The organism is Isoptericola sp. NPDC057653, from assembly GCF_042799955.1.
Lineage (GTDB): Bacteria > Actinomycetota > Actinomycetes > Actinomycetales > Cellulomonadaceae > Isoptericola.
The window spans coordinates 767,024-781,444 of record NZ_JBHVHP010000001.1; the positions used below are offsets into that span (position 1 = coordinate 767,024).

Here is a 14,421-nt window from a genome sequence, read left to right on the forward strand (position 1 = left end):
TGTCCTCCTCCAGGTGAGTTGCTGCTGACCGGTTCAACTTGAGCGCGCCCGACTCAATTTCCGGGTTCGCCGACGGCGGACGAGGCGTGCCGTCGCGTCGGCGGAACGTTCGCCGGGTACGACGCCGGCAGGGCGGTGGCGCTGCGGCGTCGGGTCAGCAGGTGGAGGTGTCGGCGAGGTCGTCGCACACCAGGCGGGTGCGGGCCTCGGTGACCGTGGCGGCCGGCGTGGTGCTGGTGGTGGAGATGGTGCCCGGGATGTCGGTCCAGGTGCTCGCGCCCTGCACGCGGAAGCGGCCCTGCCAGGTGGTGGTGAGCGAGACGCCGACTCCCGTGCGGTAGGCGTTCCCGTGCTCGTCCTCCGCCGTCCCCGCGTCGGTGCCGGGCGTGCCGAGCCGGCTGTACGTGTGCCCGGCCCAGGAATCGTCCGGCAGCGGGTCGCCGGAGCGCCAGGCCCGGCCGGGGTCCGTCGTGACGAGGGTGCCGCCGCCCGCCGAGAACGGGTCGTCGAAGTCCCACGCGAACTCCGTCGGCTCCGCCCGGATGACCACCGGCACCGTCAGCAGCTCGACCTCGCGGTCCCGCGGCGCCGCGCTCGTGTACGCGGGGTAGTGCACGTTCACCACCATCGGCGGGTTGCCCTGCAGCGTCGCCTCCGGCGTGGGGATCTTCATCGACCGGAACTCGCGACGCGCCTCCGCGGCGATGTCCGCCGGCGTGACGCACTGGCCGTCCGCGACCTGCTCCGGCGCGTCGTACTCACCGCCGGCCCGGGCCCGCTGCACCCACAGCGCCGCCAGCCACAGGTCGTCGCAGTCCGGATCGGTCATGAAGCCGACCTCGCCGTTGTCGCACGCGCCCGGCGCTCTCGCGATGTCGGACAGATAGTTCGTGTCGTTCAGCTGGAGGCACGTCACCTCGTCCGCGCGGACGTACTTGTCCTTGGGCTTGCGGTCACCCGAAGGCTTGAGACCGCCGTTGCCCTGCGTCGATGGGGCTTCCTCCGCTTCAACCCCCACGTTCTTCGAACGGTCATCACTTCTAGATGAGTACGTGGGATCGTCAGCGCCGCCTGCCTGGGCCACCTCTGTTGTGAAGATGGAAAGTACTGGAGATGTCGCAAGGAGGAAGAGTAGGGCGACGCGCGCCCTCATGAGCCAGGCTTCTCAGCGACGTTTACGATCACCCAGCGCCCATTCTTCTGCGACACTTCGACGCGTGACTCGCTCCGAGTGGCGCCCTGCTCGAACAATTGCTTGCCATTCGAGTCAGTGATGGTTGTCGGCGCCTCGCTCACGGTCACATCTAGCGGCCACAGCCCTGTTGCCTGGTCTTGCGCGTACGTGTGGGTCACGCGAACCTCTGCTTCTCCGCCCGAAAAGACGTCACCACGCTCGGCAATTTCGTTCGCCTGGTCCAGGCGGTTCGCGCAGTACTCGCAGCTCTTTTGCGACATCGCTTCCCACTCGGCGGTGTCGCCCGTCTTCATGATGTAGTCGTCGAGCTCGAGGAAGTAGACGGCGGCGGCTTCGGCGCCGGCGGGGCCGTCGTCGTCGAGGGCCTGGGGGCGTTCGGGCGCGGCGACGGTGGCGGTGGGCGACGGGGAGGGTGACGACTCGGGGCCGGCGCTGGTCGCGGTGGGCTCGGGAGAGGGCTTGGCGGCCTCGTCGCCGTCGCAGCCGGCGACGAGGAGCACGGCGGCCGCGGCGATGGAGGTGGCGGCGAGGATGGCCCGGGTGCGGGTCATGGCGGGCTCTCCCTGTCGGCGGTGACGTCGCGGTCACTGTAGGGCAAAGCGCCAGATGGTTGCCCCGGTGTCTGTGGACAACCGTGTCGTCGCAGGTCGCGCCGGCCCGCCGAGGCTACGGCTCGGGCGGGTGCCAGCTCAGGACGGGCTGCAGGGCGCGGGCACCGAGCGTCGCCGTCCAGCGGCCGAGGGCGCGCATCCCCGCGTCCCGGGCGGCGACGGCCGCCGTCGACGTCCACAGGGTGGGCCCGGCGACGCGCGCCGACATCCGCATCACCTGCCGGACCCGGGGCCGCCGCTCGGCCGACCAGCGCTGCAGCGCCGCGGCGACGTCGTCCTCCGGCCCCACGCGCACACCGAGCACGACGGCGTCCTCGAGGGCCTGGCACCCGCCCTGCCCGATGTTCGGCAGCATGGCGTGCGCGGCGTCGCCGACGAGCGCCACCCGGCCCGCCGCCAGCGAGGCCGGGGCGTCGGGGAGGCGGCGCAGCTCGTGCCGCAGCACGGCGCCGTCGTCGACGGACGCGAGGAGCGCGGGGATCGGGTCGTGCCAGTCGGCGAGGCGTGCCCGCAGCTCGCCGAGGTCGGCGGGGATGCCGGCGGCGTCCGCCACGGACACATAGGAGTAGACACGGCCGTCGGCGAGCGGCGCGACGCCCACGACGATCCCGCGGCCCCACGTCTCCGAGCCCACGAGGCCAGGCACGGGCGGCGCGACGAACCGCCACGCCGTCGAGCCGCCGGGCACGGGCGCGGGCGCGCTCGCCCACCAGCGCGTCCGCGTCGCGGAGCCGATGCCGTCCGCCGCGACGACGAGGTCGGCGTCGAGGTCCGCCGCTCCGGAGGGGCCGGACAGGGCGACCCGCGCAGGCCGCGACGTCGTGCCCGGGTCGGTGACGACGGCGCTCGTCCCGAGCCGCAGCGACCCGGCCGGGAGGGCGTCCGCGAGCAGCCCCACGAGCTGCGCGCGGTGCAGCAGCAGGGTGCGGTCGCCGAACAGCGACGCCGAGTCCTCGGCCTGGCTGCGCAGCAGCCACCGCCCGTCCGGGCGGCGCAGGCCCACCTCGCCCTGCAGGGCGGCCAGGTCGCGGGTCGCGTGCCCGACGCCGAGGGCGTCCAGCGCCCGCACGGCGTTGGGCGCGACGGCGATGCCGGCGCCCACGGGGTCGAGCGACGTCGCGCGCTCCACGACCGTCACGTCCCACCCGCGACGTGCCAGGGCGACGCCCGACGCGAGCCCCCCGATCCCGCCGCCGACGACGACGGCCGTGCGCCCCATGTCAGGCCCGCAGCGGCGAGCCGACGACGGTGAACCCGAAGCCGCCGAACTCGCCGGACAGCAGCGGCCGCGCCGCCGCGATGGACGCCTGCACCTGCGGGAGCTGCAGCGACGCGCGGTGCGCCTCGGCCGACGTCCACAGCTCGGCCACGAACACGGTGTCCGGCTGGTCGTCGCGCACCCCGACCTCGTAGAGCAGGCAGCCCGCGTCCGCGAGCTCCGCGCTGCGCTGCGTGAGGTGCGCGACCAGCTCGTCGCGCCTCCCGGGGGCCGTGCCGAGCGTGCCGACGTTCGCGTAGGTCATGGGTCGCGACGCTAGTCCTCTGCGGGGACACCGACCCGGCGGGTGCCCGACGCCACATCCCCGCCCCGGAAGCCCGCCGCCCCCCGCGGCGTTGCGCCAGGCATGACGACGACCGAGGCAGTGCCGCAGGCCGCCGACGTCGTCGTGGTCGGCGCGGGCCAGGCGGGCCTGTCCGCCGCGTACCACCTGCGGCGGCGCGGGTTCGTGCCCGCCGACGGTGCGACGGCCGGGGCGCGCACGTTCCTGGTGCTCGACGCCGAGGACGGGCCCGGCGGGGCGTGGCGGCACCGGTGGCGGTCGCTGCGGATGAGCACGGTGAACGGCATCCACGACCTGCCCGGCATCGAGCAGCCCGACGTCGAGCCGGAGGCGGCGAGCGTCGACGTGCTGCCCGCCTACTTCGGCGACTACGAGCGCGAGCTCGCCCTGCCCGTCGTGCGGCCGGTGCGCGTGCGCCGCGTCGAGGAGGCACGTGACGGCAGCCTGCTGGTCCGCTGGGAAGGTGAGGGCCGGACCGGCACCGTCGTCGCGCGGGCGCTCGTGAACGCGACGGGCACGTGGTCCAAGCCGTTCTGGCCCGCCTACCCGGGGCAGGAGACGTTCCGCGGACGCCAGCTGCACACCGCCGACTACGTCCGCGCGGAGGACTTCGCCGGGCAGCGCGTCGCCGTCGTCGGCGGCGGGATCTCCGCCGTCCAGCTGCTGGAGGAGGTCTCGCACGTCGCGCAGACCTTCTGGTTCACGCGGCGCGAGCCGGTGTGGCGCGACTCCTTCGACTCCGGCGACGGCGCGCGCGCCGTGGCGATGGTCGCCGACCGCGTGCGCGAGGGGCTGCCGCCCCTGAGCGTCGTCTCGGTCACCGGCCTCATCAAGTCGCCGGTGCTCCTCGCCGCCGAGGAGCGCGGGGTGCTCCGGCGCCGCCCCATGTTCACGCGCGTCGCGCCCGACGGGGTCGTCCTGCCCGACGGCGACCTGCTCCCCGTCGACGTCATCTTCTGGAACACCGGCTTCCGCGCCGCCCTCGACCACCTGCGCCCGCTGCACCTGCGCACCGCCGGCGGCGGCATCCGCATGGACGGCACGCAGGTGGACGGCGAGCCGCGCGTGCACCTCATCGGCTACGGGCCGTCCGCGTCCACCGTCGGCGCCAACCGCGCCGGGCGCGACGCGGTCGTCCGGATCGTGCGTTACCTCGACACCCTCGTCGACTCCCCGGCGGCGCAGAAGAGCTCGTAGCGCCACGCGAGGTGGTCGCGGTCGGGGCGGTCGGGGCGGCGGCGCGGCAATGACAGTTGGCGCCCGTGCATCTCCTGTAGCCCGTGCTTCAGCATGGGACCGTCGATCTCCTCGAGCAGTTGAAAAGCGATGCGCACCTCGTGGTCTGGCGTTACGCCGAGCATGTTCTGGTCGTATGCGGCGTGGTGGATCTTGCAGAGGGCGAGGCCGTTGGTCACCGTCGGGGCGCCGAGCTCGTGCCCGTCCGGGACGATGTGGGCCGCGTCGAGCAGGGCGCCGTGCTTGAGCTCGCAGATCGTGCACCGGGTGTCGTACGCGACGAGCACACGAGTGCGGAACGCCGGCTGGTGGAGGCGTTGCTTCGCAAGGCGGAGGGCGTACTCGCGCTGCGGCTGAGTGAGGTGGCGCGGGTCCCGTAGGAAAGTGAACGACTCGTCGAGCGCGATGAGGAACTGCCGGTTCTGTGGCTCGTCGTCCACCACGTACACCGGGAAGACCGGCGTGTAGATGTTCGGCATCTCCTTGCGGAAGAGGATCAACGGCATACCGGTCTCCATCGCGCGGCGCAGCTTGGAGTTGTCGCCGGACCACGGGTCGCCCTTGCGGTAGGCGTAGTGCAGCAGGCCGTCGTCGGACTCGGTGTCGTCGTAGGGCCCGTCCGCGGCGCTGACAATCGACAGCGTCGAACTGAACGACGCCGGGTTGCGGATGCCGCGCGAATAGTCGATGACGGCCAATCTCTCGCCGTCGACCTGGAAGTCGCGCAGGAGCTCCTCGCGTCGCAGGAAGCCGCCGTTGGCCTCGGCGCGCTCGCCCACCCACTCCATGATCTGCTTCCGCAGTTGCGCCTCGACCATCGACTCCACGCCTGGAGCTCACCATCGTGACGACGCCGTGGCAAGAGTTCGCTTCGTCAACTCTCCAGGTGGGTGCGTGTTTCACCCCGTTCGCCCGCACCGGAATGCTGGTGCTGCTGTTCACGGACGAGGTGGCCGAACGGCTTGCCGCGACAACAGTCCGACGGGCGATGATGCCGGATCAAGCGGTGCCTCCCGGAGCAGCGCGATACTGGCGGGATGACCACGGTGACGAACCCGGTGGAGCGGCTGCGGCTGCGGCTGGGGGACGTGCTGTTCCAGAAGGTCGCGGGCGACGACGCGTACGCGTCGCGCGACCGGATCCACCTGGCGCCGGGGCCGCGGTGGTTCCCGCCGGACAGTCCGATCGGGCGGGTGCACGCCGACGCGTCGATGTTCGTGGGCGGGCTGCGGGCGCTGCTGCTGCAGTCGCTGCACCCGCTGGCGATGGCGGGCGTGGCGGGGCACTCGGGCTACCGCGGGGACCCGTGGGGGCGGCTGGAGCGGACGGCGACGTTCCTCGCGACGACGACGTTCGGTACCGCCGACGACGCGCAGGCGATGGTGGACCGGGTGCGGTCGGTGCACGACCGGGTGCGGGGGAAGGCGCCGGACGGCCGCCCGTACCGCGCGGGCGACCCGCACCTGCTGACCTGGGTGCACGCGGCGGAGGCGGACTCCTTCCTCACCGCGCACCAGCGGTTCGGGGAGCGGCCGCTCACCGACGACGAGGCGGACGAGTACGTGGCGCAGGCGGCGCGGGTCGCGCGGGCGCTGGGCGCCGTCGTCGTGCCGGAGACGGTGGCCGACCTGCGCGCGACGATCGAGGCGTACCGGCCGGAGCTGGAGGCGTCGCCGGCCGCGCTGGACACGGTGCGGTTCCTGCTGGACGAGCCTCCGCTGCCCCTCGCGGCCCGGCCGCCGTACGCGCTGCTGGCGGCGGGCGCGGTCGCGACCCTGCCGGGCTGGGCGCGCGACGAGCTGAGCGTCGGCTCCTGGTTCCGCCGCACCCTCGGCGGGCCGGCGGGCTCCGTCGCCACCCGCGCGGTGCGGTGGGGGATGGGCACGTCCGAGCGCACCCGGGCCTACCCTCGCGCGGAGGTCCCGACGACGACGCCCGGCTGACGTCCGTGTGACCGTCACGAGGCGCCGGTGACCTGCGGGGACCGCCGCGATGAACCTTGCCCGAACGCTTCACGGGCACCCCCGACCACCCGGACATTTCGGACGGAGCGGTTCCTAGAGTCGCGGCTGTGACCACCGTCGTGACCCCACGGCCGTCCGGCCTCCCGGACGCCCCGTCGGCCCGGGCGGGCACCCCACCCGCCGGTCGACCGCCCGTCCCCCGCACCCGCAGCCGCCTCGGTGCCCGCCGCCGCCGGACCGCCCTGCTGTGGGCGCTGCTGCTGGCGGGCCCCAACGTCCTCCTCATCCTCGTCTTCGTCTACCGCCCGTTGCTGCAGAGCCTCTACCTCTCGACGCTGCAGTGGAACCTCGGGTCCCCGTCGGCCCGCTTCGTCGGGCTCGGCAACTACGTCGAGTGGTTCTCGGCGCCGACCACGGGCCGCGTCGTCGGCACGACGCTCGTCTTCACGGTCGCGACCGTCGGCGGCGCGATGGTGCTGGGCCTGGGCCTCGCCCTCCTGCTGAACCGGCGGCTCCGGTTCCGGGGCGTCGCCCGCACCGTCGCGTTCGCGCCGTACGTGCTGAGCGGCTTCGCCGTCGGCATCCTGTGGCTGTTCATGTTCGACCCGCGGTACGGGCTGGTCCAGGAGCTGCTGGGCCGGGTCGGACTCGACTCGCCCGACTGGTACACCGCGCGCCCGTGGCCGCTGGTGATGGTGATCGTCGTGTACCTGTGGAAGAACCTCGGGTACGTCGCCCTCATCTACCTGGCCGGGCTGCAGGCGGTCCCGCAGGACCTGCGCGACGCCGCCGCGCTCGACGGCGCGTCCTCGGCCCGCACGCTGCGCTCGATCGTGCTGCCGCTGCTCACCCCCACGACGTTCTTCCTGCTCGTGACGATGATGCTCAGCTCGCTGCAGTCGTTCGACATCATCAAGGCGATGACCCAGGGCGGCCCCCTGGGCTCCACGACGACGCTCATGTACTCGATCTACGAGGAGAGCTTCGTGAACGGCCGCGCCGGGTACGCGTCCGCCGTCGCCACCGTCCTGTTCCTCGTGCTGCTGGCAGTCACCGCGGTGCAGATGCGGTACGTCCAGCGGAAGGTGCACTACGCATGAGCGCCGCCACGGCCACCCCGGCGCGCCCCGCGCCCGCCGCCCCCGCGCCGGACGCGCCCGCCCGGACCGGCGCACGACGACGGCCGCCTCAGGTCGGCGGCTACCTCACCATGCTCTTCGCGACCGTGGTGCTCGGGCTGCCCCTGGTGTGGCTGCTCCTCGCCAGCCTCAAGACGCCCGAGGAGCTCTACCAGGTGCCGCTGCAGTGGCTGCCCGGGTCGCCCGGCCTCGACAACTACGCGCAGGCCGCGGGCGCGATCCCGCTGGGCCGGCTGCTCGCGAACAGCATCGGCCTGACCGTCGTCGGCGCCGGCCTCAAGGTCGCGCTCGGGCTGGCCTGCGCGTACGCGCTGGTCTTCCTCGACTTCCCGTTCAAGCGGCTGGTGTTCGGGCTGGTCATCGCGACGCTCATGATCCCGCCGCAGATCACGATCATCCCCAACTACACGCTGGTGGCGAGCCTCGGCTGGCTCAACACCTACCAGGGGATCCTCGTGCCCGGCCTGGCCAGCGCGTTCGGCACCTTCCTGTTCCGCCAGCACTTCCTCACGCTGCCGGCGTCCATCCTCGAGGCGGCCGAGCTCGACGGCGCCGGGCACTGGCGCAAGCTGTGGAGGTTCGTCGTGCCGATGAGCACCCCCACGCTCGCGGCGGTCGCCCTGGTCTCCGTCGTGTCCGAGTGGAACGACTACCTGTGGCCGTTCCTCGTCGTCGACCACGCCGACAAGATGACGCTCCCCGTCGGCCTCACGCTGCTGCAGAACACCGACGGCATGTCGAACTGGGGCGTGCTGCTGGCCGCGACGGTCGTCGTGACGCTGCCGATCCTCCTCGTCTTCCTCGTCCTCCAGCGACGCCTCGTCGCCGGCCTCACCGCGGGCGCCGTCACCGGCTGACCCGCCCGACGACCCCTCCCGCCGCATCCCGAACCAAGGAGCATGTGTGTCCCACCGTCCCGCCCGCCGCACCCGCACCGCCGTCGCGGCGCTCGCCGCGGTCTCGGCCCTCACCCTCACCGCCTGCGCCGGCCCGAGCGTCGGGGCCACGGCCTCCGGCGACGCGTCCGCGGAGGCCGTCGACTGGTCGCAGGTCGAGCCGGCCAAGGAGATCACCTGGTGGAGCAACCACCCGGGCCAGTCGCAGGAGCTCGAGCAGCAGCTCATCGACGACTTCACCGCCGAGAGCGGCATCGAGGTCGACCTCGTGACCGCCGGCGCCGACTACGACGAGGTCGCCCAGCGCTTCCAGGCCGCCTCGCAGACCGACGAGCTGCCCGACGTCGTCATCGCGTCCGACGTGTGGTGGTTCCGGTACCACCTGAACGACCAGATCATGCCCGTGGACGACGTCATGGAGTTCCTCGACGCCGACGCGGACGACTTCCAGCCCGCCCTGTACGCGGACTACGAGTACGACGACCAGCACTGGGCGGTGCCCTACGCCCGCTCGACGCCGCTCTTCTACTACAACAAGGACCTGTGGACGAAGGCCGGCCTGCCCGACCGCGGCCCGGAGACCTGGGACGAGCTGGTCGACTGGGACGCGAAGCTGAAGGCCGAGGTGCCGGACGGCGGCTCGACGCTCGGCCTGTCCACCGGCCCGTCGTGGGGCGCCTGGTGGTTCGAGAACATGATCTGGGGTCAGGACGGCGCCTACTCGGACGGCTTCGACCTCACGCTCGACACCCCGGAGGCGGTCGCGGGCGGCGAGTTCGTGCGCGACCTGTTCCACGGCTCGGGCGTCGCGACGCTCTCCGCGGACGACGCGATGGCGGACTTCTCGTCCGGCCTGATCGCCTCGACGATCGGCTCCACCGGCTCGCTCAAGGGCGCGCTCGACGCCGCGTCGTTCGAGGTCGGCACGGCCTACCTGCCCGACGGGCCGCAGGGCGGCGGCACCCCGACCGGCGGCACGGGCCTCGCCATCCCGTCGTCGCGGACCCCGGAGCAGCAGCTCGCGGCCGCGATGTTCCTCGAGTTCCTCACGAACACGGAGAACACGGCCACGTTCTCGCAGGCCACGGGCTACATGCCGGTGCGCACCTCCGCCGTCGAGAGCGACGCGATGAAGCAGACGTACGAGCAGACGCCGCAGTTCCGCACCGCCGTCGACCAGCTCGCCGACAAGGCCCGCGTGCAGGACGACGTGCGCGTCTTCGTCCCGGGCGCCGACGCGCTGCTCAACGAGGCGCTGGAGCAGATCGTCATCGAGGACGCCGACCCGAGGACGGCGTTCGAGGCGATCACGCCGCGCATCGAGAAGGCGTACGAGGAGAACGTGGAGCCCTACCTGTGACCGGGCCGACCGGGCCGACCGGGACGCGCCGACCGCGGGTCGTCGCCCACCGCGGCAACAGCGCCGTCGCGCCGCAGAACACCCGTGCGGCGTTCGAGAGTGCCGCGCTGGCGGGGGCCGACTCGCTCGAGATCGACGTGCGCCTCACCGCGGACGGCGAGGTCGTCGTCCTCCACGACGACACCGTGGACGCGACGACGAACGGCAGCGGCAAGCTGGCCGACCTGGAGCTGCGCGAGGTGCGGCTGCTCGACGCCGGGTCGTGGTTCTCGCCCGCGTACGCGGGGCAGCGGGTGCCGACCTTCGACGAGGTGACCGACCTGCTGCGCGCCCGCCCCGGCCTGGACCTGCTGCTGGAGGTCAAGGGCGCGTGGTCCGCGCAGGAGGTACGGCGGCTCACCGGGCCGCTGCGCGAGGCCGGGCTCGCCGACCGCACGGTGGCGCAGAGCTTCTGGCCCGAGACGGTCGCCGCGCTGCGCGACGCCGACCCGGGGCTGCGTCGCGGGCTGCTCGTGACCGCCGCCCGCGACGACCTCGTCGAGCGCTGCCGTGAGCTCGACGTCGTCATGTGCAACCCGCAGGGCACCGTCCTGCGCGACGACCCGGACGCCGTCGCCCGGCTGCACGACGCGGGCCTCGCCACCGCCGTCTGGACGCTGAACGAGCCCGAGCACTGGGCCGCCGCCGTCGCGCTCGGCGTGGACGAGATCATCACCGACCGGCCCGACCACCTGGCGGGCTGGCTCGCCGGCCGGGCGGACGGCTGACCGGAGCCAGGCGTGGAGCCCCGGCCGGATCGTCCGGCCGGGGCTCCGCGCGTCGTCGCGCCCGTCGTCAGCCGTTGGCCTCGGCGTAGGCGGCCTCGTACTCCGCGCGGATCTTGTCGCCGCCGTCGGCGCGCCACTTCGCGACGACCGCGTCCCACGAGCTCACGGGCTTGCGGCCCAGCAGGATCGCGTTCGTGGCGTCCGAGAGCGCGGTGCCGAGCTGGCCGCCCTTGGTGCCCTGGGTGTCGGAGTACAGGCCGACGGTCGGGTCGGCGACGCCGCCGGGCACCATGTCGGCCATGTGGGCGTGCACGTCCTTCGCGACGTCGGGGCGTCCGGGGAAGTAGTTCGACCGGGGCCCGTCCACGAGGTACTCGACCGGGAAGAAGCCCTCCGAGGTCTCGCTCTTGCCCAGCGCCGTGAGCACGGGGTCCGTGCCGTCGAGCTCGTAGTGGACGCCCTCGACGCCGAACTTGCGGAACAGGTGCTCCTCGGTGCCGAGGGGCGCGGCCAGCCAGTTGAGCACCGACAGCAGCGTGCGCACCCGCTCGGGGTCGCCCTTCTTGATCGCCGACAGCGTGTTGTTCGGCGGCCCCAGCCACAGGGCTGCCGGCGCCTTGCCGTCCTGGCTCGGCGTCCGCACCATGCGGATCGCGTAGTCGGGCGCGCTGGCCTCGCTCTGCTGGTGCAGGCCAGGGGCGGCCGAGTACGTGTCGGCATGCAGGAGCGCGGCCCCCGAGGCGAACCAGGTCTTCTGGTCGACACCCTCCGCCGTCACGCCGTCGGGCACCACGTAGCCCTCGTCGACCAGGCGGCGTCCGAGCTCGAGCGCCTCCCGGTGCCCGTCGAGCTCCAGCACGTGCGTGAAGGTGCCGCCCTCCACCTGCCAGTTGTTCGGCAGCCCCAGCATCTGCTGCAGCATCGGCATGGGGGCGGAGCTCAGCGCCCAGGTGTTGGCGCGGGGTTCCGTCACCTCCGCGCACAGGGCCAGGAAGTCGTCGACCGTGCGAGGGTCGTCGGTGATCCCGTGCTTCGCGAGCAGGTCGCCGCGCGCGTACAGGAGCGCCGACGACTGCACCCCCCGGGTGATCGGCACCGCGTAGATGCCTCCGCCGAACACCGTGCCGCGCCAGGACTCGGTGGCGATGTTCGCGAGGAACGGGTAGTCCGCGATCGCGTCGCCGGCCAGGTGCTCCGTGAGGTCCTGGCACTGCGCCCGGAGGAAGTCGGGCAGGTGCGCCATCCCCATGTCGAGGGTGTACAGGTCGCCGAGCCCGTCGCCGGCGACGGCGGTGGCGAACCGCTGCGGGAAGTCGGCGCGGGGGGTCATCGTGAGCTGCAGGTCGGAGCCCAGGCGGGTGTTCAGCTCCTGCCAGTACGCGTTGCGCCCGGCGGACGGGGGGACCGGGCCGCCGATCGGCACGGAGCCACGGATCTCCGATCCGTCCCCCGGCGGCCGGGAGAACGCGGCGACCGGCTTCGCCGGGTACCGCAGGAAGGTGTCGGGGATGCCGCTCGCGTCGCCGGGCAGGTCCGGCGTCACGCCCTCGTAGCGGATGTACTTCGGCAGGGTGACGGAGGCGGAGCCCGACCCCCCGCCCCCGGCGGAGGACGAGGGCGAGCAGCCGGTGAGGGCGCCGGCGGCGACCACGGCGACACCGCCGAGGAACGAGCGGCGGCTGAGGGTGACGGGGGCCATGACGGCTCCTCTCGAGTCCGGGGAGGCGGTGCGGTCAGCCCTTGACGGCACCGGTGAGCACTCCCTTGGCGAAGTGACGCTGAAGGAACGGGTAGACCAGGAGGATCGGGACGATGGTGACGAGCAGGATCGCCATCTGGATGGACGCCTGCGGGGGCAGGACGTCCGACCCGGTGCCCAGCTCGGACGAGCCGAGCTCGGCGTTGTTGACCACGTACGTGCGCAGCACGAGCTGGAGCGGCCACATGGACGAGTCGCTGATGTAGAGCAGGGCGTTGAAGAACGCGTTCCAGTAGCCGACGGCGTAGAAGAGGCCGACCACGGCGAGCACGGCCTTGGACAGCGGCAGCACGATGCGGGTGAGCGTGGTGACGTGCCCCGCCCCGTCGATGCGGGCCGAGTCGACGATCTCCTGGGGCACCCCCATGAAGAACGCGCGCAGCACGATCACGTTGAACGCGCTCAGGGCCGTGGGCAGGACGAGCGCCCAGTACGTGTCGAGCAGGCCGAGCTGCTTGACCATGAGGTAGTTCGGGATCAGCCCGGGGGAGAACAGCAGCGAGACGAGCACCAGCACGAGCACCGGCTTCTGCCCGAACGCCCCCGGCCGGCTCAGCGCGTAGGCGAGCAGGGTGGAGACGACGAGGGAGAGCGCGGTGCCCGCGAGCGTCACGCCGACGCTGACCGCGAGCGACCGCGCGACCACGCCGCCGGCGAAGATGCTCCGGTACGCGTCGAGCGAGGCGCTGTCGGGCCAGAGCACGAAGCCGCCGGAGGCGTTGAGCTGGGCGGTGTCGGCCAGGCTGGTGGAGACGATGCCGAGGAACGGCACGGCCACGCCCGCGCACATCACGAGGAGGACCACGGCCTTGAGGACGCGGCCGGGCATCGGCGGCACCTCGAGCCGGCGGCGACGGCGGCGGGTGGTGGGGCGCGGCGGGCGCGATGCCGTCCGTGCGGTCGTGGCGGTCATGACTTGTACACCCCGTTCTCGCCGAGCAGGTGGGCGATCTTGTTCGCGCCGAGCACCAGGACGACGCCGACGACGCCCTTGACCAGGCCGACGGCGGCGGCGACCCCCCACTGCCCGCCGACGATCCCGTTGTTGTAGACGTAGGTGTCCAGCACCTCGCTCGCGGCGAGCCCGACGCCGTCCTGCTGCAGGATGATCTGCTCGAACCCCACGGTGAGGGAGTCGCCGAGGCGCAGGATGAGGAGGAGCACGACGATCCCGCGGATGCCCGGCAGGGTGATGTGCCACAGCTGCCGCCGGCGCGAGGCGCCGTCGACGCTCGCCGCCTCGTAGAGGGACGAGTCGATCTGGGAGAGGGCGGCGAGGAAGAGGATCGTCGCCCAGCCGGTGTCCTTCCACATCACCTGGCTGGTGAGCAGGGCGACGAAGCCGTCGGGGTTGCCGATGATCGAGAGCGTCTCCATGCCGTGGGTCCGCAGGAAGGTGTTGAGCAGGCCCGAGCCGCCGAGCAGCTGCTGGAAGATCGCCACGACGATCACCCAGGACAGGAAGTGCGGCAGGTAGAGCACCGACTGCACCGCCCGCTTGACCCGCTCCGACAGCAGGCTGTTGAGCAGCAGCGCCACCGCGATCGGCACGGGGAAGACCAGGACCACCTGGACCACGGTGAGGACGAGCGTGTTGCGCAGGGCGTTCAGGAACGCCGGGTCGCCGTCGAAGATCACCGCGAAGTTGTCCAGGCCCACCCACTCGCTGGCCCCGAAGGGGAGGAACGGCAGGTAGTCCTGGAACGCGATGACGTTCCCCAGCAGCGGGACGTACTGGAACAGCAGGAGCAGCAGCAGGCCCGGCGCCGCCATGAGCACGAGCGCCCGGTCGCGGGCGAGACGGCGGTACCAGGGCAGCGGGCGCCGCACGGGCCGTGCCGGCTCCACGGCCGCCAGCGGCGGCGACCCGTGGGGGGTCGTTCTCGACACGACGGATGCCACGTTGCCTCCATTCATACAGCGTTGTAACAC

General features: G+C 72.7%; 14 protein-coding genes. 6 read left to right on the forward strand and 8 right to left on the reverse strand.

Features of this window, described 5'->3' with window-relative positions:
• Nucleotides 1–154: 154 nt before the first annotated feature.
• The 4 genes from ACFU9A_RS03465 to ACFU9A_RS03480 all read right to left on the reverse strand — a co-directional run bounded on the left by ACFU9A_RS03465 (nt 155) and on the right by ACFU9A_RS03480 (nt 3,329).
• Nucleotides 155–829 carry a hypothetical protein gene (locus tag ACFU9A_RS03465; protein ID WP_430573867.1) on the reverse strand — a complete coding sequence of 225 codons (675 nt, stop codon included), beginning with the start codon at nt 827–829 and terminating at the stop codon, nt 155–157.
• 320 nt (nt 830–1,149) lie between these two features.
• The gene (locus ACFU9A_RS03470) at nt 1,150–1,746 is read right to left on the reverse strand and encodes a DUF6318 family protein (RefSeq protein ID WP_430573868.1); all 597 of its coding nucleotides are present in this window, start codon (nt 1,744–1,746) and stop codon (nt 1,150–1,152) included.
• A gap of 115 nt (nt 1,747–1,861) precedes the next feature.
• Entirely contained in the window at nt 1,862–3,025 is a 1,164-nt protein-coding gene (locus ACFU9A_RS03475; protein ID WP_430573869.1) for an FAD-dependent oxidoreductase, read from the reverse strand.
• Between the two features lies 1 nt (nt 3,026).
• A complete protein-coding gene (locus ACFU9A_RS03480; protein ID WP_430573870.1) occupies nt 3,027–3,329 on the reverse strand; it encodes a putative quinol monooxygenase in 303 nt (100 codons plus the stop codon).
• Between the two features lie 102 nt (nt 3,330–3,431).
• Here ACFU9A_RS03480 and ACFU9A_RS03485 point away from each other — a divergent pair, with 102 nt between their 5' ends.
• Nucleotides 3,432–4,565, forward strand: coding sequence for an FAD-dependent oxidoreductase (locus ACFU9A_RS03485; protein ID WP_430573871.1), 1,134 nt, complete (start codon nt 3,432–3,434; stop codon nt 4,563–4,565).
• Here ACFU9A_RS03485 and ACFU9A_RS03490 read toward each other — a convergent pair.
• Nucleotides 4,517–5,422: an HNH endonuclease gene (locus tag ACFU9A_RS03490; protein ID WP_430575332.1), complete on the reverse strand. Its 906-nt coding sequence runs from the start codon at nt 5,420–5,422 to the stop codon at nt 4,517–4,519. The genes ACFU9A_RS03485 and ACFU9A_RS03490 overlap by 49 nt on opposite strands.
• Nucleotides 5,423–5,641: 219 nt before the next feature.
• Between ACFU9A_RS03490 and ACFU9A_RS03495 the strand changes: the two genes are divergently transcribed.
• From ACFU9A_RS03495 to ACFU9A_RS03515, 5 genes are all read left to right on the forward strand, one after another.
• Nucleotides 5,642–6,547 (forward strand): oxygenase MpaB family protein, encoded by a 906-nt coding sequence (locus tag ACFU9A_RS03495; protein ID WP_430573872.1) that lies wholly within the window; start codon nt 5,642–5,644, stop codon nt 6,545–6,547.
• A gap of 128 nt (nt 6,548–6,675) precedes the next feature.
• Entirely contained in the window at nt 6,676–7,668 is a 993-nt protein-coding gene (locus ACFU9A_RS03500; protein ID WP_430573873.1) for a carbohydrate ABC transporter permease, read from the forward strand.
• On the forward strand, nt 7,665–8,564 hold the full coding sequence (locus tag ACFU9A_RS03505; protein WP_430573874.1) for a carbohydrate ABC transporter permease: 900 nt from the start codon (nt 7,665–7,667) through the stop codon (nt 8,562–8,564). Before ACFU9A_RS03500 ends, ACFU9A_RS03505 begins: the two co-directional genes overlap by 4 nt.
• 46 nt (nt 8,565–8,610) lie before the next feature.
• The gene (locus ACFU9A_RS03510; RefSeq protein WP_430573875.1) at nt 8,611–9,963 is read left to right on the forward strand and encodes an ABC transporter substrate-binding protein; all 1,353 of its coding nucleotides are present in this window, start codon (nt 8,611–8,613) and stop codon (nt 9,961–9,963) included.
• Nucleotides 9,960–10,730 carry a glycerophosphodiester phosphodiesterase gene (locus ACFU9A_RS03515; RefSeq protein ID WP_430573876.1) on the forward strand — a complete coding sequence of 257 codons (771 nt, stop codon included), beginning with the start codon at nt 9,960–9,962 and terminating at the stop codon, nt 10,728–10,730. The genes ACFU9A_RS03510 and ACFU9A_RS03515 overlap by 4 nt, the downstream gene beginning before the upstream one ends.
• A gap of 67 nt (nt 10,731–10,797) precedes the next feature.
• Here ACFU9A_RS03515 and ACFU9A_RS03520 read toward each other — a convergent pair whose 3' ends face one another.
• From ACFU9A_RS03520 to ACFU9A_RS03530, 3 genes are read right to left on the reverse strand one after another with little or no spacing between them, the layout of a single operon-like run.
• On the reverse strand, nt 10,798–12,429 hold the full coding sequence (locus tag ACFU9A_RS03520; RefSeq protein ID WP_430573877.1) for an extracellular solute-binding protein: 1,632 nt from the start codon (nt 12,427–12,429) through the stop codon (nt 10,798–10,800).
• Between the two features lie 34 nt (nt 12,430–12,463).
• On the reverse strand, nt 12,464–13,402 hold the full coding sequence (locus ACFU9A_RS03525; protein WP_430573878.1) for a carbohydrate ABC transporter permease: 939 nt from the start codon (nt 13,400–13,402) through the stop codon (nt 12,464–12,466).
• Nucleotides 13,399–14,379, reverse strand: a complete 981-nt coding sequence (locus tag ACFU9A_RS03530) for an ABC transporter permease (protein WP_430573879.1) — start codon at nt 14,377–14,379, stop codon at nt 13,399–13,401. Before ACFU9A_RS03530 ends, ACFU9A_RS03525 begins: the two co-directional genes overlap by 4 nt.
• Nucleotides 14,380–14,421: the final 42 nt, after the last annotated feature.

What these genes read in the sequence shown, in the direction of transcription:
- ACFU9A_RS03465 (WP_430573867.1), bottom strand. Translation starts at nt 829, where the DNA reads ATGACCGATCCGGACTGCGACGACCTGTGGCTGGCGGCGCTGTGGGTG.
- ACFU9A_RS03470 (WP_430573868.1), bottom strand. Translation starts at nt 1,746, where the DNA reads ATGACCCGCACCCGGGCCATCCTCGCCGCCACCTCCATCGCCGCGGCC.
- ACFU9A_RS03475 (WP_430573869.1), bottom strand. Translation starts at nt 3,025, where the DNA reads ATGGGGCGCACGGCCGTCGTCGTCGGCGGCGGGATCGGGGGGCTCGCG.
- ACFU9A_RS03480 (WP_430573870.1), bottom strand. Translation starts at nt 3,329, where the DNA reads ATGACCTACGCGAACGTCGGCACGCTCGGCACGGCCCCCGGGAGGCGC.
- ACFU9A_RS03485 (WP_430573871.1), top strand. Translation starts at nt 3,432, where the DNA reads ATGACGACGACCGAGGCAGTGCCGCAGGCCGCCGACGTCGTCGTGGTC.
- ACFU9A_RS03490 (WP_430575332.1), bottom strand. Translation starts at nt 5,422, where the DNA reads ATGGTCGAGGCGCAACTGCGGAAGCAGATCATGGAGTGGGTGGGCGAG.
- ACFU9A_RS03495 (WP_430573872.1), top strand. Translation starts at nt 5,642, where the DNA reads ATGACCACGGTGACGAACCCGGTGGAGCGGCTGCGGCTGCGGCTGGGG.
- ACFU9A_RS03505 (WP_430573874.1), top strand. Translation starts at nt 7,665, where the DNA reads ATGAGCGCCGCCACGGCCACCCCGGCGCGCCCCGCGCCCGCCGCCCCC.
- ACFU9A_RS03520 (WP_430573877.1), bottom strand. Translation starts at nt 12,429, where the DNA reads ATGGCCCCCGTCACCCTCAGCCGCCGCTCGTTCCTCGGCGGTGTCGCC.
- ACFU9A_RS03525 (WP_430573878.1), bottom strand. Translation starts at nt 13,402, where the DNA reads ATGACCGCCACGACCGCACGGACGGCATCGCGCCCGCCGCGCCCCACC.